This is a genomic window from Acinetobacter legionensis (assembly GCF_048551735.1).
GTDB lineage: Bacteria > Pseudomonadota > Gammaproteobacteria > Pseudomonadales > Moraxellaceae > Acinetobacter.
Window position 1 is genome coordinate 141,578 of record NZ_JBIMBV010000008.1, and the last position, 23,911, is coordinate 165,488.

The following is a 23,911-nucleotide window of genomic DNA, read 5'->3' on the forward strand; positions in this document are numbered from 1 at the left end:
TACTTTTTGTAAGTACTTACTAAAAAGTAAGTGTTTTTTAGTCGTGGAAAGTTTATGAATACTGATGAATCTTGTTTAGCCGCAAATGTGTTGTCAAAGAATTGCCCCTCTCGGGTTAAGCTTATGCATTTAACCAATCGTTGGGGCGTTTTGGTCATGTTCTGTTTAAGAAGAGGGACTCACCGTTTTAGTGAGTTAAGACGTAGAATTGATGGCATCAGTGAAAAAATGTTGACTCAAACTTTACGTGATTTGGAAAATGATGGTTTTGTGATTCGTAAGGAATATCCAATTATTCCGCCACATGTAGAATATTCTTTATCTGAAAATAAAGGAGTTGAAGTCGCTGAAAAAATTTATGATTTGGTTCAATGGATTGAACAAAATGAAAATTAACTTGGAATTGTTATAAGTTTCCATCCATTCTTTAGAGTACGGTACTAATGGTTTTAACGCAGAAGCTTTAAAAGGCATTTGGTCCATACTGCCAATGAAATACTTATTTAAACCAAGTACATCAGCCCATTGTATAGAGCTTGGAGCATATTGATATTTGTTCAATCCACCCCACAACCCAATTGGATCTTTACTTACAAACCGTCCCACATAAGGCGAGTAATAACGATAACGGTATAGTGAAGCCCTATTTCTTGATCCTTGCGCTTCAGACAGAGCAATGCTCTGTCTTTGCTCATGCACCTTGGAAACGGATATTATTTGAAATAATTTCACTGTTTTCGAAGAAACTAGATTTAGCCTTTTCAGCCTTACATTCACCCCAAGCTTTATAGTTTGCTTTCCAAATGATCGCACCAGAATGATCACTCATTTCCTGAGGTGTACCAAGATGATCACAGTGATAGAACCATACTTCATCAAAGCCTTTGCTTTGTTTCGTAGTTTTCCATAAAGGATCATGATATTAAATTAGAGGTGCAGCATGACCGATAAAACTCTTTTTAGTTATTATCAATTGGTCAACATTGAACTTAACAATCGCATTGTAATGGCTCCACTAACACGCAACCATACAGAAAAGGGACCTGTTCCAAGTAATTTTGCTCCTGATAAAACCGATTACCCACGTGAGGTCTGTGAGCATGTATTAGCTCATAAACTACCAGATGTGGTAGAGGCTGCTTACCTACGTGGAGCTTATCTTGAGAAACGTAAAGCATTAATGGCGAATTGGGCTGAGTTTTGTAAAATATATATGGCATAAAATTTATGCTTCTACCCTTTTAGATAAAAGCATTGTTGAGTTTATTGCATTTATAAATAGCTAAACTAAAGCAAATAGACTTACACCTGTGATAATCTTATTCATAAAAAAACTCTATAAAATATTCTATATCTTCAACAGCCGCTTGTATTTCTAAATTCGCCCTAACTTCTTTAATAAATCCTTCAACATACCCACCCTTCTCTTTTCTAGAATTTAAATTATATTTGTTAATAATTAGCTCTTGAATTAAATTAATTGCCTTTAAGAAACGATATATATCTTTTGAAATAATATGAAGTGTGTCATCTGAAATGCATGCTCCAAATTTTCCAGAATTATTCTCAATATAAACAATATTAGTATCATGCTGTGTTAAAAACACTGTACTATCTCTATCAAATATATCACTAAACATATACTGAATTTCTTGAATAGAATCACTTCCTAGAAAATCATTAATATTTCCTCCAATATCAATATTGAAATCACATTCGGGAATAGAATTTTTATAAATTAAAAATTGATCATTATCTAGCTCACTTTTCTTAATCAAAAATGATGATTCACCGTATATCTTTTGATTATTTATACTAATTTTTTCCAATAAGTTGATAAGATTCATATCTATTCCTAAAAATTAAATTTTACAGCCTTTGTTAAACTGATTAATCATCGTTTCGCGATCAATTAGTCTTCCACACATCCATTTTTCTTTAGCTCCATTAAATTGCTGACCTTCTAAGCCAAAAAAATTATTTTTCTTTATTTTATATTTAATCCTATCACTCCATTCAAAACGCTCAGGAAAAGCATTCATTGAATCAGTTATTGTTTCCCACTCGTAAAAATAATCAAAACTATCATTATTCGCATAATCAATACCTAAATTAACATCATGAATAATCTTATAATCATTTTCAGTATTGAATTTACTGCTATAAAAATTACCTTTTCCAAAAAACTATAAACTCTATAGCACTTTCTAACACTTGATCCCAAATCTTCATTTATTTTCCTCTCTCATGGTTTTCCATAATAAATCCCCCCAATATAAAAAAAAGCTCAATAACTTATCACTGAACTTTGTATAATTTAAAACATATTGGTTCGGTCTTACAATTTATTCATTTGAAAATACTATTAAACGGCCTTCGGGATATTTCCCCTCCCATCCACATGGCCAGCCTCCTGCTAAGTACACTGCAAGTACTTCATTAAAAGAATTATTATCTAGTTTTGTATAATCATTAAAAATAATTTTTGTAAAATCATCATAAATGCTACCAATTAAGTAGGGGATAGCTTCATTTAACTTCGGATCATGAATAACTCTTTCATTAATTTTTTTCTAACAAAGTTAAAAATTTTAGTTATTAAACCATCAATATCATTATTTTTCTCCATATACAACTCATCCATATTTACAATTTCATCTGATCTAACCATATTCCACTCTTGAAGCTCTACTTGCCCATAGCTTTCTATTCGAAAATTAAAAATATTATCCGTTAATATGGGATCATTAATCTTGAGATATCCGAAGTTTAATTTTGATTCATTTAATGGATTTTTCAAAAAACCACCATTTCCTAAAAAATTTAGAATTAATGAATTAACATTTTCTTCTAATTGCTTACTTATTTAGAATTACACTTAACTTTTTTACCGATCTTAAGTAATTTTCATTACAGCCCATTATCACTTTAAAAAAGATAAAATTAAAAACACTTAGCCGAAAAACATTATTTTCTAATAATACTCTTAAGCCATAAATAGAAGATTAACTATGAAGTAACTCTACTTTTATCTTATCTAAGTTTTCGCATGGAATTACTACTTTAAAACTACCTACAACTTTGAAAATTTTTTTAAATTTACTTTCTCTTAAACCGTAAGCACAGCAATTTCCTTCTCTCATTTCATACATAAAATCACCAAAATCTGTGGCTGGAATATAGACTCCATTTTTTATACCTAACTGACTCTCTATATCTTCAATTGATAAAAAACATATACCATCACTTTTACTTGAAAAACTATTAAAAAAATTTTCAAAAGGAAAAGTTAATCGAATAGTCTTCCCAAGATATTCATGAGCTATGATTAAACTTACTTCGTTTTCATCACAGCTCAAACTCAATAATTTTGAATCATCGCTATTTTCAATAATTTCTAATACATTCATGGGCAACCTTGAGCCTTTTTATATTTACCATAAAAATCATCAACCATACCTGCATTCTCTATTTTATCTTTCATAAATAAGTGACCTTTCTTTCCTCCTACATCATAGTTCAAATGTGGGAAAGTAGAAGTACCTACACCTTTCCCCCAATCACCATGATTCCAATATACTGACTCTCCTTTAGAATTCTTCCAACCATTCCACTGACCTTTTTCATTATAAGTTTTAACAGCCCCAGGTCCTAACATTTTGGCTCCAGCATTCATCGCATCATTTTTATTATTATACAAATAGTCATCTTTTCTAGCATCATCTGCACTAACTTTTTTACCAGATGCCCCAATACAATTTATTAATTTTTTTGTATTTTTACTTTTTGCATTAACAGGTAAAGTCTTAGTTCTACTCCTTAAGCCTAAAGGATCTATCCATTCTATGGTATTAGGCGCATATACGTATAAATTATAGCCTCCGTCTAGGCTTATAGGATCTTTACTTACAAATCTTCCAACATAAGGCGAGTAATAACGATGCCTATTGTAATGCAGCCCTGTTTCTTGATCAAAATACTGCCCCTGAAAGCGTATGTTATTACTGATGATTTCTGAATTTTCAAAGAAATTTGATTTAGCTTTTTCAGACTTACCACTTCGAGCATAGCTCTCGTCTTGCGCTCGTGCAAAGCGTTGCTTTGCTGACACGAGCTCACCCCATGCCTTATATTCAGCTTTCCAAATAATTGCCCCAGTGTGATCTGACATTTCTTGTGGTGTACCAAGATGATCACAATGATAGAACCATACATCATCAAAGCCTTTGCTTTGCTTGGTAGCTTTCCATAGTGGGTCACGATGTACACTATACGGCTTGTCTGACCAATCAGGTGTTTGATGTAGTTCTATAGGGCTTTGATAGACGGCTTGCAGCATCGGCACAAAGCTGTCTTTTTCGTAAATATAGTGTTTAGTTGCTTGCTCTGTTGATTCATAGGCAAGTGTGTCGCCATCCCATCCATAGATGATGTTATGTTCATCCCCTGCATGATGCTGCTTACTACGTTTTTGGATACGGCGACCTAACGCATCATAGCGATACTCTGCAGTAAATTGGCTATTTCGACTCTTGATCATTCGTCCGTAAACATCCCACTCAAGATTTAAATCGCCTTGCGTTGATTTTTGTCGAACCAATTGTCCGTATGCATCATATTGGTATTGTTGGTCTAGGTATTCTTTGACCACGTTATTGACTAGACGATTGTAGCCATAGCCTTTTTCTTCTGTTGTTTGTTTATGGCTTTTGGCTTTACCATCGTTGTAACGATCAACAATATTGCTGGCAGGGTCAAAACTAAAGGTTTCTTTACCGAGTTTACTACTGGCTTCAAGTAAGCGTCCAACAGGGTCATATTTATATGCAATGTTGCCACGACGTGTATCTTTGATCGCTGTCAGCTCACCTGTTTTATCATATTGATATAGTCGTTGTACCAATTGGCTAGTTTGTTGTAGTGCATTGTTCTTTTCTTGGTTTGGGACTTTGTATTGGTTTTGGTAACCATTGTCATGCTCATTGAGCATGACTTGGCTGTGTAATCGCCCTGCTAAGTCAAACTGTTGCTCTTGGCTAACCCCATTAGCATAGTGGCGAACAACTTCACGATGTAGGTCATCTCGCTCAAAACTCACCAAATCCTGTCCATTGACAATCAGGCTTTGTACATGACCTGTACCATAGGTAAGCCAATCTATATTTTGTCCATCAGGGCGTATGGTTTTGATTCGATCATTGATTTCATCATAACTATGCTTCCATACCGCTGTCTTATGCGTCTTATAATCCTGTTGATGTTCTTTGATTACATTGCCAGCGGCATCATAGAACCATTGTAGATTGCTCTCCTGATTTCTGGCATTCAAGATTCTTCCCATATAGTCGTAGGCAAATTCTTCGGTTTGTTTTGCTTCAAGTTCTAATAAATCGTAATGACCGTAACCAGCTGTACGTTGTTCTAAACGCCCCATACTGTCAAAAATAAATTGTTGAATTCGATCTTTCGGTGCTGCACGATCTTTCAGATCTTGCCCATAGGCAGATGCAACTTCAATACTTGTAGTCAAACGACCATTCAATTCATCGTATTGATAAAGAGTTTCTTTAGCATCAAAATCAATTTCTTTAACTAAGCGCCCGCCTGCATCATAAATGAATTCGTAGTTTGCACCATTTTCATTGGTTAATCGTTTTAAACGGCTTAAACGATCCCATTGATATTTTAAAGTATGATTTAAAGCATCCGTGCGTTTGTTAATTAATCCAGCTGCATCATATTCATATTTGGTGATGTGTTGCTTCGGATCTACATGAGCAAGCAATCGTCCTTCAGCATCATGCACAAAATGTTCTATAGAACCATCAGGATGCTTGATCTTTTCCAACTGACCAAAGGCGTTCAATGGCAAACCTTTGATTATCGGCTCACCCTGCCCTGTAGTAATTTCTGTATAAAAATATTCATTTTTTTGTTTTAAGGCATTTTCAACAGACTTAACTCGTCCTCGCTCATCATACTGCCATTTAGTTTCTTTACCAGAGCAGTCGGTATAACTAAGTAAATTTCCCTGATCATCGTATTTAAGGGCTTTATTACCCCCTTTGGCATCGGTGATTGAAGTCACCAAGCCCATGCTATTGTAGGCATAACCAGTTTCATGTTTCAGCGGATCAATTTCTTTAATCAGGTTGCCTGAACCGTCGTATTGTTTAAACCAGCGACCTTGCTCTGCATCCACCATACCAATCAATTGGTCTTGTTCATCATATTCAAAGTAAGTTGTTGCACCATCTGCTTGCGTTGTCGTGAGAACATTGCCTCGTTCATCATAGCTATAAACTGTTTCTGTGCCATCTGTAGCCACATGTGAAGTAATATTTTTTGCATCATCCCTAAAAAACCATTCCTGTAAATTATCAGGATAAATAATACGATAGGTATAGCCTGTAATGCCGTAGTAATGTTCCGTCACATTACCATCTATATCAGTTACGGTAGTAACACGTACATTCTCATCCCACTCAAGTTTTCTTGCCGAACTATAATCATCAGCCCACTCTTCAATCGCCTTTGAGCTTGGTAATTTTCCATTCCATTTCAAATTCATACCACGTTTTGTCAAGTCTGTATAACGTGTAAGAAGATGATGCTGGTAGGTATATTGGTAAGAAGCACCAAATTCGTTGGTTGCTTGGATCAGATCAGCTTGATCATTGTATACATATGCAGATAACTGACGTTTTAATTGCCCATCCTTCACCAACCATATTTCATCAACCAATTTGTTTTGATTCAGCTTTAAAGCAAGGTGCGCTAAGATATTTTGGTCTTGTTTAAATATAATATCGGATAAATAGCTTTCATCATCAATGCGGTGATCATAACGTAAACCTACACTAAACCCATTTTGGCGCTCTATAGAAACTAGTCTAAATTCATTTTTATATTTTTGGTAATAACGAGATTCATTTGAACCAAATGTAATTGCACGAATATCATCAGAAACTACAGTGTAGGTAAAAGTTTCAATTTCATCGTAAAAGCTTTGCCCAGCCTTTAATTCACGTAGCTGGATAGGACGACCATCTATACCAATATATTCCCAACCTTTCAGTTCAATATTTTCTTTTGGATTTTTTTCATTATATTGACTACGTTGTACAATTTTACTGCTAAATGGCGTTGTCCAACGTGCGCCAAATATGGATTGGTCATACTGATATAGATTCGAAATATAAGAACGAGCCAAGGGCTCAACCATTAATGGATGAATCAGTGCATCATCATGCGTTAAAAACTCGGTCCCCATTGCAAATGAGATAGAACCGCTTGTTCCACCTTTACAGTTCTTACATTGATTGGCATTGTTAGTCGCAGGATGTTCATCCCTAGATTTTTCTAATTTATTATTGTTCTTTGCATTTTTTGCCTGCGTTGTCTGTGTGGCTTTCACTTGAGCTGACTTGGTCTTTCTGAATCGAGAAGCGCCTAATCTCAAGATCTCAAATAACCATCCTATTGTTTGTGGTTCAGCTTTATTTCCTAGTTTTCTGATTTTGGCATTTGCTGTCACACCTACTTTACTGATTGTTGCACCCACATTTAAAACGGGTTGTTTTAAATGTTGTGGAACAAGCATTGAAACGACTTTAGCATTGTTATTTACATTAGTTTTAAACAGGGCTTTACCCCAGTTTTCAGTCATATAAACTATATTTTTACCAGCACGTACAAGATCTCCACTTTTTAATCCCTTAGCAATTCCTGCTGCTTGTTGTTGTGCCCGTGTTGCATTTGCACCTGCATTGGTAAACACTTTACCCTGTGTCACCACACGAACAATTCCTCCATTGATTTCAGTAGTTGCACCTTGAATGGTATTTCCGCATGATCCTAAAATAGAGTTGAGTTGCGTCAAGCCCGATGCACAAAATTTTTCAATATTACCTGCAACTTGATCATTTAGATGTTTACCAATAACAGTAATTACCGCTTCAGCTAACGCAGCTTTTCCAACCCTCTTTACTTCCTGACGTACTAGAAATAATGCAGGTCGAGCTGAGGTACGAATAGCTGTTGTACCTGGTACAGGAGCAACACCTATTAAATCAATACCTACAGTTGTCCAATCAAAGACATCAGCATTCTGATAACCTTTTTCATAAATTTGGAAAATGTCTGTAACTACATCAATTGCAGCCATAACATTCCCAATAATCGGTACAGTTCCTAATACACTGCTAACTAAGTTCAAACCAACGAGTTGGTGAGTATGGTCTAGTAACCACTTATCAATTTTTTGCTTTGAATTATTGATGTCTTTAATAGACACTTCATTGAGTGGTTTTACAACTTCTGTTTTTGGTTGAGCCATTGTATTTCTTCTCTATTAGTTCTTATCAAATGGGCTTTTTAAATATTGCGGTAAAACATTTGTTGTTATACCACTGATATTTGAAAGATTAACTTCACCTTTTTGCGAAGCAACAAATCCCCCGCTTAAATTAGCCAGACTACCACTTGATTTTGTATTCGGTAATAAACTTGAAATTTTATCTGATACCACACCCTGTACTTGATCATTGAGCATTGGTAGCAAAGTTTTAGCACCATCAGATTTAATTTTTTGTGCTAATTGAATATTCTTCATTAAGGTTTTAGGGTCTGTAAGTTGTTTGGTAAAATCGCCTAATGCTGTTTGTGCATTTTTACTCACATTTGCCAGAAGTGATTCAGATTGTTCCAAATCCTCATCATTTTTATTAGGCCACTCAACTTCACGCTTGAAGTCACTAGACTCATCCCAAGGATCACGTTGATCATCTTCAAAATTAATTTTGACTGCACCTGCTGCTAATCCTGAAACTCTAGCAAAACCTTTATCATCTAATTTACCTGTTACTACTTTGCCTAATACATCGGTGACACTATATTCACCACCTTTTACAAAATTTCCATGCGCATAATCATGCAACAACTCTAAAACGCCTGAAGCACGTTTCGGTGGTGGGGGTAGGCTAGACTTAGCACTTACACTTGCCCCACCCTGAAACACATGCTGCCCAGCATTCACCTCAAACTTTCCACCTGTTTTTGGGAAAATTCCTGAATTATTCAGTGCAATTTGCGATGAACCACCTGTAATCACAACCTCTTTAGGACTACTAATCACAACTTTGTCATCAGTAGATGAAATGTTAATCCCCAGCTTGGCAAATACATCTAAAGCATCGGACTGTGCTTGAATTTCAACTTTACTTTGCGCTGCAATGGCTTTAATGCCACCTTGAGCAGCAAATAAACTGAGTTTGTTTTGCGCGTGTGCAATCAAATTCTTTTGCGTACTCAAGTTGATGCTATCGCCTGCAATTTGATTGATCTGCGAATCTGCCGAAATATGAATGTCTTCAGGAGTACTTAGGGCAATCCCATCTTGTGAGCTTAATAAAAGCAAGGCTTTATTAAATTTAGCAATTTTTTGCTCAAGCTGTTCTGTAAATTCTTTTAGTTGTTCAATTGATTCAATTTCATCCGTCTTTTGATTCTTGGCAATATCGCTTAAAGCTTTACTGTTGGTTTGACTGCCTTCAAGTTGCTTTTTGGCAAGCTCTGAATCAAGGTGATCACCTTTGGCTTGGTCTTGTTTATAGGTCGAAAGCAGTAAACCTTGCCCTGCGCGAACGGCCCCCCATTGGTCAGTACGAAGTTCAAAACCTTCACCACGATCATCACTTTCTGCTTTGTCTTTAGGATGACTCAGTTTGCCCAAGTTGAGTTGGCTGGCGCCATGACTACTTTGTAACTGGCTGCTGATTTGGCCAGTAGTATCGTCAAACCTCAGTTGATTGTAGCCACTGCCTTGATACTCTCGACTTTTTATTCCTGCCAGTTTCTTGGTGTCAGGCAGTTTGCCTTTGTCATCAAACTTGCTTGGATGGCGTTGCGCTTCATGGATGCGCCCAACCACAAAGGGACGGTCAATGTTGCCATCAAAGAAATCAATCACAACAATTTCACCGATTCTCGGTAAGAATCGCGCCCCATAGCCTTCACCTGCCCATGGGGTCAGGACATCCACCCAAGCTGAATCTGTGTCATTGTCATTAGAACCCGCACCGCCATCATGGGTATTGTCTTCAGTACGGCTAAACAGGAAACGAACTTTGATACGCCCCCATTCATCGACATGAATTTCTTCTCCACTTGGCCCTACTACTTTGGCCCGTTGTGGTGATGCAATCGGTCGGTGTTGTAATGGGTTATAGGCTGGAACCGTGCTGATATTACGACGTTGAATGGTTAAATTACTGGCTTGACGTTCATCACTCGTGTTGCTGGTGATTTGACTTGTTTGCCAATTGCTTTGTTGGACTAAAGCGGTGACTTGATCGGTGAGATCTTTAGGTAAGTTATTTTGGTTATAAAAGCTTTTAGCCGTGATTAAAAATTCTTTGTCTGCACCTGAGTGTTGATCTATCTCAGGGTGTTCATTCAGTTCAAACCAATAACCAACATGTGCATCGCGCACTGTTGACGTTGCTGTAAATTGTTTGGCTTGTGAATCGTAGTAGTTACTGAGGTTTTGATTAAACTTTTCAATCTGACTGTTGCTCGATGGCGTTGCACCATCTTCGCCATTAAGGTCTTGTATCCATGCAGGGCTAAAGTGCCATGCTTGTTCTAAAGCTAGACTGGCATTGTCATAATTTTCACTATGGCTATGTTTACTTTGGACACTGCCAGCGCCTTCATCGATATCCAATACATCAGCTTGCCAACGTTGGATATACACTGAAGTCGGTTGAATGGAACGCTGACCAATAAAATTGGTAATTGAATCAGTTTTTTCTACGGCGCTGCTTCTATGGAAGCGAATATTGCGGCGTTCTAAGGCACTAAATTGCGAATTATCATCGATTAAACGAAGCTTTTGTGCTTGGATTTGTTCTGTTGAACTCGACACTTTAAGTTGTGCTTCATCGATCAGCCAGTTAATCCCTTCACTTCTCATCAAACGGGTCAGGAAGTCAAAGTCACTTTCAGATGCCTGCATAATGAATGGACGCACATCATAGTCTTTGCTTAAGCCACTCTTATCTAGACTCAGACTTGAGGCAAACAGTGGGCTGCGTTGTGCCCATTCTTGAAACACGGTCTGGATCACATCCACAACCGACTTATTCATAAATACTCGAGAGTTTCTACGATGTTTCCAAAGTGCTGTTGGGTCTTCTACAGTCAAACGATAGATGGTAAGAGAACCATCAGATGCGCCAATATCGGCTTGGGTCACAATTCCTGAAATACGGGTTAACTCAGATTTATCTGTGACGATATCAATCGCAGCTTGAGTTCCAATAAAGCTTTTTAAAGGGATAGTTGCTGACGTTGCAAGACAGATGAGTTGGAGCCGAACACCCTCATTGATTTGATGTGTTCCATCGATACGTTGTAGGAACACTTGTTGGCTCAACGCCGAATTAGAAAATTGTACGTGAATCGCACGTTTTTGTGCTGATAAGCCAAGCTGCTCCAAAGCAGCGTAAATATTGTTAGACATGCATTATTATTTAATTTTAAATTGTGATGTATTCTACTAAAAAGTTAGGTGGACTGTCTATACAGACCTGTCTATTTATTATTGGTTATTTACACAACACTGACTAGGTTTTGAATATGCCCGTTTTAGCTCAATATCATTATTGATAATGGTCATTTGCACTGATTAAAAACTTGAAAGCGCGCTTAGAGTTTTTTCACCAAACATAAGTGATCAACAGCTCAAGATAAAAAGCTAAAATATCAAACGTATATAATATTAATATTGGGTTCTTATTCACGCTCTAAAATACGGGGACCAGATCCTTCGTGTCTTAATATATCTTCTGGATTACGTAAAGGACATTGTTTTAGAGATAAACAACCACAACCGATACACCAATCCATTTCATCTCTTAAACGTGTTAGTTTTTGAATACGCTCATCTAAATCCTTACGCCAATGCGATGATAACACTGACCATTGTTCTGCGGTTAATTTGCTTCCCATAGGATAAACACTTAATGCATTTTTAATTTCCTCCAGAGAAATTCCGACTTTTTGTGCAACCTTAATAATTCCAATATAACGTAAGACAATTGATGGAAAACGACGCTGATTTCCATTTGTTCTGATACTTTTAATTAGCCCTTTTGACTCATAAAAATGCAAGGTTGAAACGGCTACACCACTCCGTTTAGCCACCTCTCCTACCGTCATCATTCGATTAAAATCAATTTTTTCTTCTGCCTGCATTTTGATATTTCTCAATATTACTTGAGGTTTTATAATTCAGCAAAGTACATTTGTCAATTAATCTTAGCTGCCATGGCTTTTCATCATTACAACTCAAAATACAAAAAACGCTATTGCCAATTTAAGCCATTGTAAAAATCATATCTCTCTATAAATTTTCTGATCAAAGCCCATTGACCTAAATATAACTTGAGGTTTTAGACTGCTTGCCACAGCTGTTATGAATAACAACAAGCTATTCATTTTAAAGGTTTTAATCATCCAGTCTTATTTCTTCAGGAAATATTCTCATGCCATATTTCATTAAATTAAGTTTAGAAAACCAATGGCTGTGGGCCATCAGCAGATGTTGTCTTGCGCTTCTGTTTCTAAGTTCAGGACTTAGTAAAATTCTTGCTGTTGAAACAGGATTTTTGGAAATGCAGGCGGCTGGTCTAGAGCCTGCGTGGTTATTTAACTATGCTTCTGCGTTGATTCTACTTGTGGGCGCTTATTGTATTTTATTTGAGCGACATATGTGGTTTGGCACACTGATTCTTTCCGTATTTTTAGCACTGACAATTGTGATTGTGCATCACTTTTGGAGCATGACTGGTCTTCAAGCCAATATCGCCTTTTACTTTGCACTTGAACATATTTCAGTGATTGGCGGTCTTTTAGCGCTGACCATTGCCAGTCATTTTCGACAACAACTCCGCAACCTTGGAGTTGTCGCATGAAAAACAACAAATGGCTTTTTCTAATCACGACCATTTTAATTCTCGTGGGTGTCGCAATCTATTTTTATTTAAATTCTCGTTCCAGTGAAACGCATCAATCTGGCGCTTATCCTCCAGTCAAAGTGGCATTGAGTTCAGTGGTCGAACAAAGTATTCCACAAGTGCTTTCCAGTATTGGTGAGTTGGAAGCAATCCGACAAGTCAAAGTGTCAACAGAAACAACAGGTATGATCAAACAGATTTATTTCCAATCTGGACAAGCTGTTCAACAAGGTCAAATACTGATTCAACTCAATACCGATGTTGAACAAGCTCAATTAGGTCGCTTGCAAGCCAAATTGAAACAAGCCGAAATGGCCTATCACCGCACCAAACTTCTGATTGATAGTCATGCAATTTCACGGGCAGAAATGGATACCGCATTGGCTGATCGAGATATGACGCGTGCAGAAATCCAACAGCTACAAGCCAGCATAAAACAAAAAGCGATTCGCGCACCCTTTTCTGGTGTCATGGGAATACGCCAAGTACATCAAGGACAATATTTAGAGGCAGGCTCTGGTATTGCTAATCTGGTCGACTTTCGACAAATTCTTGCCAATTTCACATTGGATGAACAATTGGCATCAAGATTAAAAATCGGACAATCTGTACAACTCAAAATTGATGCATTTCCTGAAAAGTCCTTTACAGCTGTGGTAAGTGCAATCGAACCAATGATCACAACATCGCGAACTGTGCAGGGGCAAGCAATTTTAAATAACCATGATCAACAGTTAAAACCGGGCATGTATGCCAAATTAGACATCCAAGAATCTGAACGCCCAAGCTTGGTCGTTCCTGAAACTGCGATTACCTATACGGCTTATGGCAATACTGTCTTCCTTGCAAAACAAGACCATAACAAGCTGATTGTGCAACGTGTGGCGGTAGTGCTCGGTGAGCGCCATCAAGCCAAAGTTGTAGTCAAATCTGGGCTCAAAGCAGGTGATCAAGTTGTTGTATCAGGACAACTTAAATTAAGTGATGGTATGCAAGTTGAGCCGACCGTAAATACACTTGAGCATCCCCAATCTTCCTCGATCAAGCCCAAAGTCTAGGGAGATAAGCGAATGAAATTTACTGACCTATTTGTAAAACGCCCTGTATTGGCCTTGGTCGTCAGCACCTTGATCTTGCTGGCAGGCTTGTTTTCCCTAAATAAACTGCCTATCCGACAGTATCCTTTACTTGAAACTTCAACGATAAGTATCAATACAGAATATCCCGGTGCATCTGCTGAACTTATGCAAGGTTTTGTCACCCAACCCATTGCTCAAGCAGTGTCTTCGGTAGAGGGCATCGACTATCTCAGTTCTTCTACTGTACAGGGTCGCAGTGCTGTAACGTTACGCATGCAATTAAATCGTGACTCGACCCAAGCATTAACAGAGGTGATGGCAAAGGTTAATCAAGTCCGTTACAAACTACCAGAACAGGCATTTGATCCAGTCATTGAACGTTCTTCAGGTGAATCTACCGATGTTGCCTATATCGGATTTTCCAGCGAACAACTGTCCTTGGCTGAATTAACCGATTATTTGTCTAGGGTGGTAGAGCCCATGCTGTCTACAATTGATGGCGTTGCTAAGGTACAGACCTATGGCAGTCAGCGTTTGGCTATGCGGATTTGGTTGGATGCCGATCGTTTGGCCAGTCGTGGTGTAACTGCCGCCGATGTCGCCAATGCGATCCGTCAAAATAACTATCAAGCCGCACCGGGTCAGGTCAAAGGCGAATTGGTGGTTTCAAATGTCAATGTTTCCACAGATCTCACCAGTATTCAGGACTTTAAAAATCTGGTGATACGCAATGATGCTCAAAATCTAATTCGTCTACAAGATGTGGCAACAGTTGAACTTGGCGCTGCTTCGACAGAAACAAGTGCCTCTATGGATGGTAAACCTGCAATTTTTGTTGGTCTACAAGCGACGCCTACAGGCAACCCCTTGGTGATCGTACAGGGAATTAAAGATAAATTGCCTGAGATCAAAAAAACTTTGCCACCGGGGGTTACAGTTAATCTTGCCTATGAAACAGCCCGCTTTATCGATGCCTCTATTGATGAAGTTTTACATACTTTTATCGAAGCGCTGATTATTGTTATTGCGGTGATCTATCTGTGTTTAGGTTCTTTACGTAGTGTCTTGATCCCTGTAGTGACAATTCCACTGTCAATGTTAGGTGCCTTGGGTTTAATGCTGTTATGTGGCTTTAGCATCAATTTACTCACACTTTTAGCCATGGTACTCGCCATCGGCTTGGTTGTAGATGATGCAATCGTAGTGGTTGAAAATGTCCATCGGCATATTGAAGAAGGAGCATCCCCAGTTGCAGCAGCTCTGATCGGGGCACGAGAAGTCGCAGGCCCTGTAATTGCAATGACCATTACACTGGCCGCAGTGTATGCTCCGATTGGTTTAATGGGTGGATTGACTGGTTCCTTATTTAAAGAATTTGCTTTTACTTTAGCGGGCGCAGTTTTGGTTTCAGGGATTATTGCCTTAACCCTGTCTCCTGTTATGAGTTCATTTCTACTTCAATCCAAACAGCAAGAAGGTAAAATGGCAAAAGCAGCCGAATGGTTCTTTGAACATTTGACTCAGCTTTACAGTAAATTGCTCAATTTTTCCTTACATCATCGTTGGATCACAGTGGTTTTTGCGATCGCTATTTTTATTAGCCTTCCATTGCTTTACCAACTTCCTCAAAAAGAATTGGCGCCCAATGAAGATCAAGCCAGTGTATTGGCAGCCATCAAAACACCACAACATGCCAATCTGAATTATGCTGAACACTTTAATCAAAAACTTGATGAAATCTTCTGGACTTTCCCTGAAACCAGTACCACGTGGATTATTAATGGTACAGATGGGCCTGCATCAAGTTTTGGTGGAACAACCCTTTCCACATGGTCTGAGCGAGTGCATTCTGCGGATGAAATTCAACAGCAACTTCAAGCCAAAGTTGGTGATGTAGAAGGCAGCAGTATTTTTGTATTCCAAAATCCTGCGCTTCCCGGTTCAACAGGTGGTTTACCCGTACAAATGGTGTTACGTAGTGCACAAGACTATTCAACCATTTATCAGGCGATGCAGAACATCAAGCAAAAAGCCCGTGAAAGTGGCCTTTTTGTGGTGGTCGACAGTGATCTCGACTTTAATAACCCCGTGATTCGAATCGAGGTTGACCGGGCCAAAGCCAATAGTCTGGGTATTCGTATGCAAGATATCGGCGAAGCCTTGGCGACATTGGTTGGTGAGAATTATATCAATCGTTTTAGTATGCAAGGTCGTGCCTATGATGTGATTCCTCAAAGCATCAATACACAACGTTTGACAGCTCAAGCACTGACACGACAGTTTATTCGTACCGACCAAGGTACACTGATTCCCTTATCGACTGTGGTCAGTCTAAGTGAACAGGTAGAACCCAATAAACTCACTCAATTTAATCAACAAAATGCTGCAACTTTTCAGGCAATCCCCGCCGCTGGGATTTCCTTAGGTCAAGCTTTAAGTTTTCTGAAACAGGCTGCCTCTGAATTACCGACTGGATTTAGTTACGACTGGCAAGCCGATGCACGTCAGTATGTACAGGAAGGTAACGCTTTGATGTTTGCATTTTTAGCCGCGCTGATTGTGATTTATCTGGTTTTAGCCGCTCAATATGAAAGCCTAAGGGATCCATTTATTATTTTAATTACGGTTCCGCTGTCGATCTGTGGCGCATTAATCCCCTTGGCTTTTGGACTTGCCACAGTCAATATCTACACTCAGATTGGTTTAGTCACACTGATTGGACTGATTAGTAAGCATGGTATTTTAATGGTTGAGTTTGCCAATGAATTACAAGTTCATGAAGGTTTAGATCGGCGAGCGGCTATTCTAAAAGCTGCTCAAATTCGTTTACGTCCAATTTTGATGACCACGGCGGCAATGGTGTTTGGGCTGATTCCTCTTCTTTTTGCCACAGGCGCTGGCGCACATAGTCGCTTTGGTCTAGGGCTTGTAATTGTTTGTGGTATGTTGATCGGGACCTTCTTTACGCTTTTTGTCTTACCTACTATTTACAGTCTGTTGGCTCGTCAACACAATCAAGACCTTCACTCTAGCCGTTTACACGAGCTACAACAGATTGACCAACATGAGCAAAAATCATGACGTTGAATGGGTTGAACATCCAGCATGCTGCTGTTTAAGCTTCTGTGTATGATCAGATCGCTTGAATATAATTTTTTATTGATAAAGTTCTATATCTATAGAACTTTATCAATTTTTTAATGCGTGATTCTAACCACTGATTTAAAGCGACTGATTTTTAACGACATGGTTCACTCATATTTTTACAGTTGGGTTTTGCCGATTTGATTGTTTTATGATTCTAGAATCTCATTTCGAACCCTGCTTTGATGGTACGACCGGGAATCGGCATACCAATCACTGTACCAGGATCAAAGTTATAACGATTGGTTAAGTTATCAACATTAAACGAGAGATTTAGATTTGGATTCAGTTTATAGCTCGCAAAAATATCAACTAAGGTTTCTGAAGAAATTTCAGTCACCGCACGCCCACTCACCCCTGTCCCCTGTAACCAACCTTTAGGATTTTTCTTTTCAGAATGATATCTGGCACGTACCCCCACATTAAGTTTATTTTCAAACAAACTCTTGCCTAAGCTCATATTAAAAAGTTTACGTGGTGGCAAGCGTGTTGAAATCAAACTCCAAGAATCACCGACCTCATTACAATCATCTTTCGTCGCTGGGCATACTTTCGGTGCTTGATATAAAGTTCCATTCATGTTTACAAAGAAACTTGGATGATGGTAAGCAAGACTAAACTCTAAACCTTTCAATACAACTTGCTCATAATTTAGGAAAGTATAGGAGGTGGTATAAGGCAAAATAAAATCAGGCGTAATCTCATTAACAATATCTTTACGTTGTACTCCTTGGGTCAGAAAATTTTGGGTTTGATTACGGAAATAATTGATATTGAATTTTAACTGATCTGCTTCAGTGAAAACGTTATCGTTGTGCCCAATAAAGCCAAACTCAACAAGACGAGAATTCTCTGATTTAATCGGCAAATCTGGATCATAACTAAAGGTTTGTTTGGAAACTGTCGATTCAAACAAACTTGGACTGCGGTACATATTGGAAAGTTTTGCATAGACATCAATACCATTCAGCAACTGATAATTCAGCTGCGCCATCCAGTCGATCTTTCCGTCATAGTCTCGAAGCGCATAGCCTTTGTCATTTAAATCTGAATTGGCGACCGGTCTCATTGCGACATACTGGTCTCCATAATCCTTAATTTTTGCCTTATGCCATTTGCTGCCTAAACTCAAAGTAAAATCTTTAAAGAGATAATCGCCATTGAGAAATAGAGAGGATTCCTGACGTAATCCATCACGTGCGATTTCATTATCAATAAGATTTTGTGGCTTCATCCGTTGCTCATCATATGTCAGACCATAATTCAAGGTTAAAGCATCAATTTTACTGGTATTTTCTAAATTAATCCCGCTACGGTAGTCCTGAAAACTCCCCCAATATTGATCACCATACTGTGAATTCGCAATACCAATCATGCCATTGTGCTGGCGATATTTGGCATTGGTATGCCAAACCCCTAACTCTAAATCAAACCACGGATTATTCTTGGGCTTATAGGTATAGTTGCCACTGAAAGCATTAATTGCGGCGGTTCCAAGTGACCACTGTGGCATGGTATATGCGCCCTCTATATATTTGGGTAGAACATAATCACCATCGATATATCCCCAAGGTGGAGAGTTAGGATCAATCACTTGTGATCTATTCCAATAAAAAGCCATGACCTCACCCGCTTTTTGCATATGGCGGCGCATATTCTCTTCAACACGATGTTCGTCTGTAATATTCATACCCGCTTTGATGATGCCTGAATCACTTTTATAACTGGTGTTCACCACCTCTTGACCGGGTCCAACATCAACAATATCTCGCGCTTCATAATAATCAATGCCGTGTTTTCCAGCATAGTAATTACCGACTTCTCGTTTACTATAAGCAGCGACCAGATCGAATACATCATTCCGATAAGTAGCAGCGATTGTGCCAGCGCCATTTTGAAAATTATTCGAGGACAGTTTATTACGAAGCAGATAAGACATCTGCTCACGCTCATTATCTGAGGTCTGTGGTGCTTTGTTATTGTTATAAAAACTGCCTTTTAGCATGACACCTGATTGACGATTAGGCAGCAAAATATCGTTTGCACTGAGTGTACGCATTTTCACGATTCCGCCAATACCGCCCACACTAAATTTAGCTCGCGATGCGCCTTTTTCGACTTCAATCTGACTAATCAAATCCATATCGATATAAGTTCGGTCACTCTCTCCTTGATAGCCTCGAAAGGTATGACTGGATTGTAGGCTACCATCAATAATTACAGGGACACGCCCCTCACCTTGTACTCCACGGATACCAATATCAATTGCACCCGCTTCGTTACGTAGGCTATTGACTTGTACACCAGCGATATCAGAAAACACATCGCCATTCCCCGTGCCTCTAAATCGGCTAATGTGTTCACGATTCAGCTGTGTTGTATTGACCTTTTGTTTTTGTTGTACAGCATTGACTTTAATCTGAGGAAGCGTAACAACATCACTGTCCGTATTATTGAAAAGCAAAGGGTTATTTAACGGAGTGCTTGTATTTGCAATCGCAGTGTTTTTATCTGTATTCGGTTTAGCTGAGCCAGATTTAACGATTAAGACATATGTCGAACCTTGCTGCTCTACCCGATAAGGGTGATCTGCAAGCAAGTAATCGAAGCCTTGCTTTACACTATAATGCCCGGTAATTCCTTTACTTTTTAGCCCTTTTAAAATATTTGCATCATAACTAAAGGCAATACCCGACTGTGCTGCAAAACTTGATAACACATAGCCCAATTGATTCTCTGAAATTTGATAATATTTTTCTGGCGCTTTTTTCGCTGCCATTGAAACATTTGGAGTCATTTGTGCATAAACACCACTGATACAAAAGCACTGTATTAACATGGCTAGAGTTTGTTTTTTAAACTTCATAGGAACGCCCACACTTGTGAATGATTTTCATTTTCAATAATCATTACCCAGTGAATTGTTAAAACATGACATGAAAATTTATATTTTTTCTGGTCTGGTCCAAATCCAGATCAACCCAATCAGCAAAATGACCAGCAGGCTAAGTTTTAAGTGCAAATGCAGTGAAGACACCATTAACATGGTCGTACCGAGTAAAATACTCAATGTCATCATCCATTTACGTGAACGCGAAATCTGTTTAAAACCGCCGCGATACTGTGCGAGCAACATTGCAATATAACGATTTTGATGTAACCAACAATGCAAGCGTGCTGAACCTTTTGAGGCAAAAATCGTTGCTAAAAAGAGGAAATCAAAAGTTGGGATCCCCGGCAATACAATGCCCACCACAGCGAGAACAAGACATAAAATTGCCAAGATGATGCAGATCACACGCACCACTGAGGATGAATGTAAATTTGCGGATGGCGTTACTGGCAAAGACGCTAACAGCGTTAAGTCTTTGCCTTGGGTGTGATTGCTGACAGAAGACGCTTTCTTCATGTTGAATGAATGTCTTTTAATAATGCGCCAAAATAATCAAAGGCTTGTTGAGCAGCGTAAATGACACGATCTTGCTCGTCTTGAGTAAAGTCAGCCTGATCAAGTTCCTCAATAAAGTGTTTCCAGACGTTGGCCCGCCCTTCTGGATAGGCAGCTAAATTTCTTGCAGCAAAATCTGCGGAAAACCCCAAACTTTGTTGCGCTTGTTTAAATAAGAATGCTGCACCCAGCGTAGAACCTTCAGATACATAGATCCAACCCAGCGCTTCAGGAAAGCCGATCTTTTCAGTAACCAAGGCCAACGATTCTGGTTCGATCTGAAGGTCTTGTAGGTCTAAGTAAGCTGCTTGCGAACGTCCACGAATATCTAAATCAGAAATCAAGGCTGCAACCTTGGGATGTTGAAATAAATATTCGACATTTTTTTGAAAATAATACTGTGACAAAGTAAATTTTGCATAATGTGCGACGTCTTTAAATACTTGGGCTTTTTCCATTAATTGATGCATATATTCATGTTGACTGGCTGTCTCTATTTTTAAACGAGATGCAAGGCGGTTGAGTGTGAATGAGGTGCTCATCAATTTTCTCCAGTTTGTTTGGTTTAACTGTATTACCCGCCTTGTCTGTAAAAACTGACATCATTTCTTAATTATTTTTACTTTTCTGATTTTCAGGTTTCGGCTGAATACTCAACACACGATCCCCGAAATAACGTTCTACTTTGATTGGATAGCTGAATTGCAATGCTGTTTGTAAGGTGCCAAAGTCATTGACTGGATATGAACCTGAAACTTTTAACGACTTCAATTGAGGGTCAATGTCTATATATTGATGTTGATAGCGCCCAATCTCTTGAAGCAATTTTTCCAATGGCATTTCAAAAGCCATGACCATGTGGTTTTTCCATGCCAATATATTCGGATCTAAACTTTGTAATGCTTTGAAATTACGATCATCAAAGCAGAGCTGCTCACCAGCATGGACAATTTTAATGTGTTTGGACTGGTTCAAACTGACTTTCACTGCGCTTTCTATGACGCCTAGACAGGTTTGATTTTCACTGTTGTTGAAATACTGAACATTAAATACAGTGCCAAGTGCTTGCAGATTTGCCGATTCAGTTTCGACCAAGAATGGGCGATAAGCATGATTTTTTTCTTTGGCCGTACGTATTTGTATTTCACCATAATGTAATTTTACAATACGTTGATGTGCTGTATAACGCACGTCCAAAGCCGTATGGGTATTTAATTGAAGTTGTGTCCCATCTTCCAGTTCAAGCTGTTTCTGCTGACCCACCGCAGTACGATAATCCGATAACCATCTATAGCGATAATCCGAGTTCCATAGCATGACACTGCCAAAACACAGAAAACAGGCAAGCAACAATTGTTTGGTTAAATTAAATTGGGCATTTTTCTTGCCTTGCTGAATCAGCTGTTGCCCATCTTCGGGAAATTCCTCAAGGCTATACAATAAGCGTTCGGCTTTAGACCATGCAGCTTGGTGTTGGGAACTTTGCTGTTTCCATTTTTCAAATTCAAGCTGTTCAGTTTCATTTAGGGGGGCGTGTTGGATTTTAATGATCCATTGCGCTGTTTCTCGATAAATTTGATCATGCAACATGCAGGCATTAATCCATAACAGCTAAACATTGGCTCAACACTGAGACCAGATCACGCATTACCGTACGGGTAGAAATATTTAAGCGTTTTGCAATTTCCTGTTGGGTCAACCCTTCTAATTGTGACCAAATAAAGACCTGTTGCTGGCGCTCAGGCAATTGATTGAGTAATTGATTAATCAAACATAAAGATTCAATTGCTGATATTTTTTGCTCAGGTGTAATTTCATCATATTCAGGTCTGCTTGAAATCGCCTCTAAATAGGCTTTTTCAATCGATTTACGTTGATACCAATTAATCAAAATTCCCTTGGCAACTGTGGTTAAAATTGCACGCGGCTGATCAAAATACAATTCATCTTTACGCTTTAAGATACGCAGAAAAGTATCATGGGCTAAATCAGCGGCATCTTCACTATGGTTGAGGCGACGTTTTAACCATTGATATAACCAAGAATGGTGATGACGATATAGCATGCTAATAGGATCAGACATATTTAACGATAATGAGAATTATTAGCAATATCATAGCAAAAAATAAAGCAAATGAGCGCTCTGTTTGCCCTTTTAATTAATTTTTTAATTTATCCAACTTATTTATAAGACTACGCAACATACTCGAATGGGATATATGGTAAATCTTAAACAAAATTTAATTCAAAATTATTATAATTTTATCAAAAACTTATCACTTTTAAATAAAAAAATTTCTCGATCATCCTCAAGATGACCGAGAAACTGTTTATTAGGTATTGACTATAATTTATTTGCTAATCGCTTGATCTATATTTTTAGCAAATTTTTGAATATCACTGGCTTGAATTGTTGTTTTACCTTTACCAATCACTTGAAATTGTTGTGCTGCCGTTTCCTGCATTTTGACTTTACCTGTTGCAATATTGGCATCAAAACGTTGCATAAACTCATCCACATATTCCTTTTCAGTGACAATATGATCACCATTCGCATCGGTTGCAAAATATTGTTTGTCACGCGCTGTTAGATAATCTCCAAGCGTTACATAGTTTTTCCCTTGACCATATTGACTAATAAATTCGTTGATGTTGCTAGGCATTGGCATTGAAATTGGTAGTTTCATACGGAATCCATCATGCGTTGCATTACTATTGCCCGCTAATTTGGCATCTTCTGCATTTACTAAACCATCCAAGTTTTTATCAAACTCATTAAAGGTTTTTAAACCTGTCTCCTGAAATTCCTTTAAAGTCAGTTTCTGGTCTTTATTATTATCGAGAATGCCATAACGTACATGCGCCTGTTTTTCTGACATTTCACGGCGCTGTTTAAGTAATGGCTCTAAACGAGCTTGCTCGTATTGAACAAACTGCACTTGATTGACTTTTTTATTCGCCTTAAACAATTCGGCATAGTCCTGAGTATATTGTTTAATTAAGGTGCTACTGTTCTGCTCTTTATTATTAGGATGGTAAAGCACATACAATGCATATGCCTGTTGATAAGCATTGGGTTGATCTACTGTTTCAGCAATCGCTGAACCAGCAGTTGCCATTGCAGTTAAACTGGTCATCCATAGCGCCAATTTTTTCATGTTCGTTTCCTTGTAGGTGAATATTTGTTGAATTAAAAAATTCTTTCCATTGTGCTATTTAAA

The 23,911-nt window shown here is 38.4% G+C and carries 17 protein-coding genes and 2 pseudogenes; 5 read left to right on the forward strand and 14 right to left on the reverse strand.

What is annotated here, in order from left to right; translation table 11 throughout:
- The first annotated feature begins 54 nt into the window (after nucleotides 1-54).
- Nucleotides 55-396: a winged helix-turn-helix transcriptional regulator gene (locus ACG9ZL_RS09365; RefSeq protein WP_004717650.1), complete on the forward strand. Its 342-nt coding sequence runs from the start codon at nucleotides 55-57 to the stop codon at nucleotides 394-396.
- A gap of 102 nt (nucleotides 397-498) precedes the next feature.
- On the opposite strand, the pseudogene ACG9ZL_RS09370 reads toward ACG9ZL_RS09365, so the two are convergent.
- Nucleotides 499-922: pseudogene (locus tag ACG9ZL_RS09370) on the reverse strand (RHS repeat domain-containing protein); the annotation flags it as partial.
- Nucleotides 923-1,054: 132 nt separating this feature from the next.
- Here ACG9ZL_RS09370 and ACG9ZL_RS09375 point away from each other — a divergent pair.
- Nucleotides 1,055-1,222: pseudogene (locus tag ACG9ZL_RS09375) on the forward strand (tyrosine-type recombinase/integrase); the annotation flags it as partial.
- Between the two features lie 97 nt (nucleotides 1,223-1,319).
- Here ACG9ZL_RS09375 and ACG9ZL_RS09380 read toward each other — a convergent pair.
- From ACG9ZL_RS09380 to soxR, 7 genes are all read right to left on the reverse strand, one after another.
- Nucleotides 1,320-1,847: a hypothetical protein gene (locus tag ACG9ZL_RS09380; protein ID WP_419359791.1), complete on the reverse strand. Its 528-nt coding sequence runs from the start codon at nucleotides 1,845-1,847 to the stop codon at nucleotides 1,320-1,322.
- Nucleotides 1,848-1,862: 15 nt separating this feature from the next.
- Entirely contained in the window at nucleotides 1,863-2,042 is a 180-nt protein-coding gene (locus tag ACG9ZL_RS09385; protein WP_419327084.1) for a hypothetical protein, read from the reverse strand.
- A gap of 491 nt (nucleotides 2,043-2,533) precedes the next feature.
- Nucleotides 2,534-2,800, reverse strand: coding sequence for a hypothetical protein (locus tag ACG9ZL_RS09390; RefSeq protein WP_419359792.1), 267 nt, complete (start codon nucleotides 2,798-2,800; stop codon nucleotides 2,534-2,536).
- A 205-nt stretch (nucleotides 2,801-3,005) separates the two neighbouring features.
- Complete coding sequence (locus ACG9ZL_RS09395) at nucleotides 3,006-3,410, reverse strand: hypothetical protein (protein ID WP_151803476.1); 405 nt, start codon at nucleotides 3,408-3,410, stop codon at nucleotides 3,006-3,008.
- Nucleotides 3,407-8,338, reverse strand: coding sequence for an RHS repeat-associated core domain-containing protein (locus tag ACG9ZL_RS09400; protein ID WP_419359793.1), 4,932 nt, complete (start codon nucleotides 8,336-8,338; stop codon nucleotides 3,407-3,409). Before ACG9ZL_RS09400 ends, ACG9ZL_RS09395 begins: the two co-directional genes overlap by 4 nt.
- A gap of 15 nt (nucleotides 8,339-8,353) precedes the next feature.
- Nucleotides 8,354-11,524, reverse strand: a complete 3,171-nt coding sequence (locus ACG9ZL_RS09405; protein ID WP_419359794.1) for a type VI secretion system Vgr family protein — start codon at nucleotides 11,522-11,524, stop codon at nucleotides 8,354-8,356.
- Between the two features lie 272 nt (nucleotides 11,525-11,796).
- Entirely contained in the window at nucleotides 11,797-12,258 is a 462-nt protein-coding gene (soxR, locus tag ACG9ZL_RS09410) for a redox-sensitive transcriptional activator SoxR (RefSeq protein ID WP_336951958.1), read from the reverse strand.
- Between the two features lie 290 nt (nucleotides 12,259-12,548).
- Here soxR and ACG9ZL_RS09415 point away from each other — a divergent pair, with 290 nt between their 5' ends.
- The 3 genes from ACG9ZL_RS09415 to ACG9ZL_RS09425 are packed head-to-tail and all read left to right on the forward strand — an operon-like array spanning nucleotide 12,549 to nucleotide 17,179.
- Nucleotides 12,549-12,977: a DoxX family protein gene (locus ACG9ZL_RS09415; RefSeq protein ID WP_419359795.1), complete on the forward strand. Its 429-nt coding sequence runs from the start codon at nucleotides 12,549-12,551 to the stop codon at nucleotides 12,975-12,977.
- Nucleotides 12,974-14,077: an efflux RND transporter periplasmic adaptor subunit gene (locus ACG9ZL_RS09420; protein ID WP_419359796.1), complete on the forward strand. Its 1,104-nt coding sequence runs from the start codon at nucleotides 12,974-12,976 to the stop codon at nucleotides 14,075-14,077. Before ACG9ZL_RS09415 ends, ACG9ZL_RS09420 begins: the two co-directional genes overlap by 4 nt.
- A 12-nt stretch (nucleotides 14,078-14,089) precedes the next feature.
- Entirely contained in the window at nucleotides 14,090-17,179 is a 3,090-nt protein-coding gene (locus tag ACG9ZL_RS09425; protein ID WP_419359797.1) for a MexW/MexI family multidrug efflux RND transporter permease subunit, read from the forward strand.
- A gap of 220 nt (nucleotides 17,180-17,399) precedes the next feature.
- On the opposite strand, the gene ACG9ZL_RS09430 is transcribed toward ACG9ZL_RS09425, so the two are convergent.
- From ACG9ZL_RS09430 to ACG9ZL_RS09455, 6 genes are all read right to left on the reverse strand, one after another.
- Nucleotides 17,400-20,108, reverse strand: a complete 2,709-nt coding sequence (locus tag ACG9ZL_RS09430) for a TonB-dependent receptor (RefSeq protein WP_419359798.1) — start codon at nucleotides 20,106-20,108, stop codon at nucleotides 17,400-17,402.
- Nucleotides 20,109-20,186: 78 nt separating this feature from the next.
- The gene (locus ACG9ZL_RS09435) at nucleotides 20,187-20,651 is read right to left on the reverse strand and encodes a YbaN family protein (RefSeq protein WP_419328983.1); all 465 of its coding nucleotides are present in this window, start codon (nucleotides 20,649-20,651) and stop codon (nucleotides 20,187-20,189) included.
- Nucleotides 20,648-21,232 (reverse strand): biliverdin-producing heme oxygenase, encoded by a 585-nt coding sequence (locus ACG9ZL_RS09440; RefSeq protein WP_419359799.1) that lies wholly within the window; start codon nucleotides 21,230-21,232, stop codon nucleotides 20,648-20,650. The genes ACG9ZL_RS09435 and ACG9ZL_RS09440 overlap by 4 nt, the downstream gene beginning before the upstream one ends.
- A 67-nt stretch (nucleotides 21,233-21,299) precedes the next feature.
- Nucleotides 21,300-22,280, reverse strand: coding sequence for a FecR domain-containing protein (locus tag ACG9ZL_RS09445; protein ID WP_419359800.1), 981 nt, complete (start codon nucleotides 22,278-22,280; stop codon nucleotides 21,300-21,302).
- Between the two features lie 7 nt (nucleotides 22,281-22,287).
- Complete coding sequence (locus ACG9ZL_RS09450; RefSeq protein ID WP_419359801.1) at nucleotides 22,288-22,773, reverse strand: sigma-70 family RNA polymerase sigma factor; 486 nt, start codon at nucleotides 22,771-22,773, stop codon at nucleotides 22,288-22,290.
- A 268-nt stretch (nucleotides 22,774-23,041) separates the two neighbouring features.
- Entirely contained in the window at nucleotides 23,042-23,848 is an 807-nt protein-coding gene (locus ACG9ZL_RS09455; protein WP_419359802.1) for a hypothetical protein, read from the reverse strand.
- Between the last annotated feature and the right edge of the window lie 63 nt (nucleotides 23,849-23,911).

Excerpts from the sequence above, each read along its gene's own strand:
- ACG9ZL_RS09365 (WP_004717650.1), top strand. The coding sequence starts at position 55 with ATGAATACTGATGAATCTTGTTTAGCCGCAAATGTGTTGTCAAAGAAT.
- ACG9ZL_RS09380 (WP_419359791.1), bottom strand. The coding sequence starts at position 1,847 with ATGAATCTTATCAACTTATTGGAAAAAATTAGTATAAATAATCAAAAG.
- ACG9ZL_RS09385 (WP_419327084.1), bottom strand. The coding sequence starts at position 2,042 with ATGAATGCTTTTCCTGAGCGTTTTGAATGGAGTGATAGGATTAAATAT.
- ACG9ZL_RS09395 (WP_151803476.1), bottom strand. The coding sequence starts at position 3,410 with ATGAATGTATTAGAAATTATTGAAAATAGCGATGATTCAAAATTATTG.
- ACG9ZL_RS09400 (WP_419359793.1), bottom strand. The coding sequence starts at position 8,338 with ATGGCTCAACCAAAAACAGAAGTTGTAAAACCACTCAATGAAGTGTCT.
- ACG9ZL_RS09405 (WP_419359794.1), bottom strand. The coding sequence starts at position 11,524 with ATGTCTAACAATATTTACGCTGCTTTGGAGCAGCTTGGCTTATCAGCA.
- soxR (WP_336951958.1), bottom strand. The coding sequence starts at position 12,258 with ATGCAGGCAGAAGAAAAAATTGATTTTAATCGAATGATGACGGTAGGA.
- ACG9ZL_RS09415 (WP_419359795.1), top strand. The coding sequence starts at position 12,549 with ATGCCATATTTCATTAAATTAAGTTTAGAAAACCAATGGCTGTGGGCC.
- ACG9ZL_RS09420 (WP_419359796.1), top strand. The coding sequence starts at position 12,974 with ATGAAAAACAACAAATGGCTTTTTCTAATCACGACCATTTTAATTCTC.
- ACG9ZL_RS09425 (WP_419359797.1), top strand. The coding sequence starts at position 14,090 with ATGAAATTTACTGACCTATTTGTAAAACGCCCTGTATTGGCCTTGGTC.
- ACG9ZL_RS09430 (WP_419359798.1), bottom strand. The coding sequence starts at position 20,108 with ATGAAGTTTAAAAAACAAACTCTAGCCATGTTAATACAGTGCTTTTGT.
- ACG9ZL_RS09435 (WP_419328983.1), bottom strand. The coding sequence starts at position 20,651 with ATGAAGAAAGCGTCTTCTGTCAGCAATCACACCCAAGGCAAAGACTTA.
- ACG9ZL_RS09440 (WP_419359799.1), bottom strand. The coding sequence starts at position 21,232 with ATGAGCACCTCATTCACACTCAACCGCCTTGCATCTCGTTTAAAAATA.
- ACG9ZL_RS09445 (WP_419359800.1), bottom strand. The coding sequence starts at position 22,280 with ATGTTGCATGATCAAATTTATCGAGAAACAGCGCAATGGATCATTAAA.
- ACG9ZL_RS09450 (WP_419359801.1), bottom strand. The coding sequence starts at position 22,773 with ATGTCTGATCCTATTAGCATGCTATATCGTCATCACCATTCTTGGTTA.
- ACG9ZL_RS09455 (WP_419359802.1), bottom strand. The coding sequence starts at position 23,848 with ATGAAAAAATTGGCGCTATGGATGACCAGTTTAACTGCAATGGCAACT.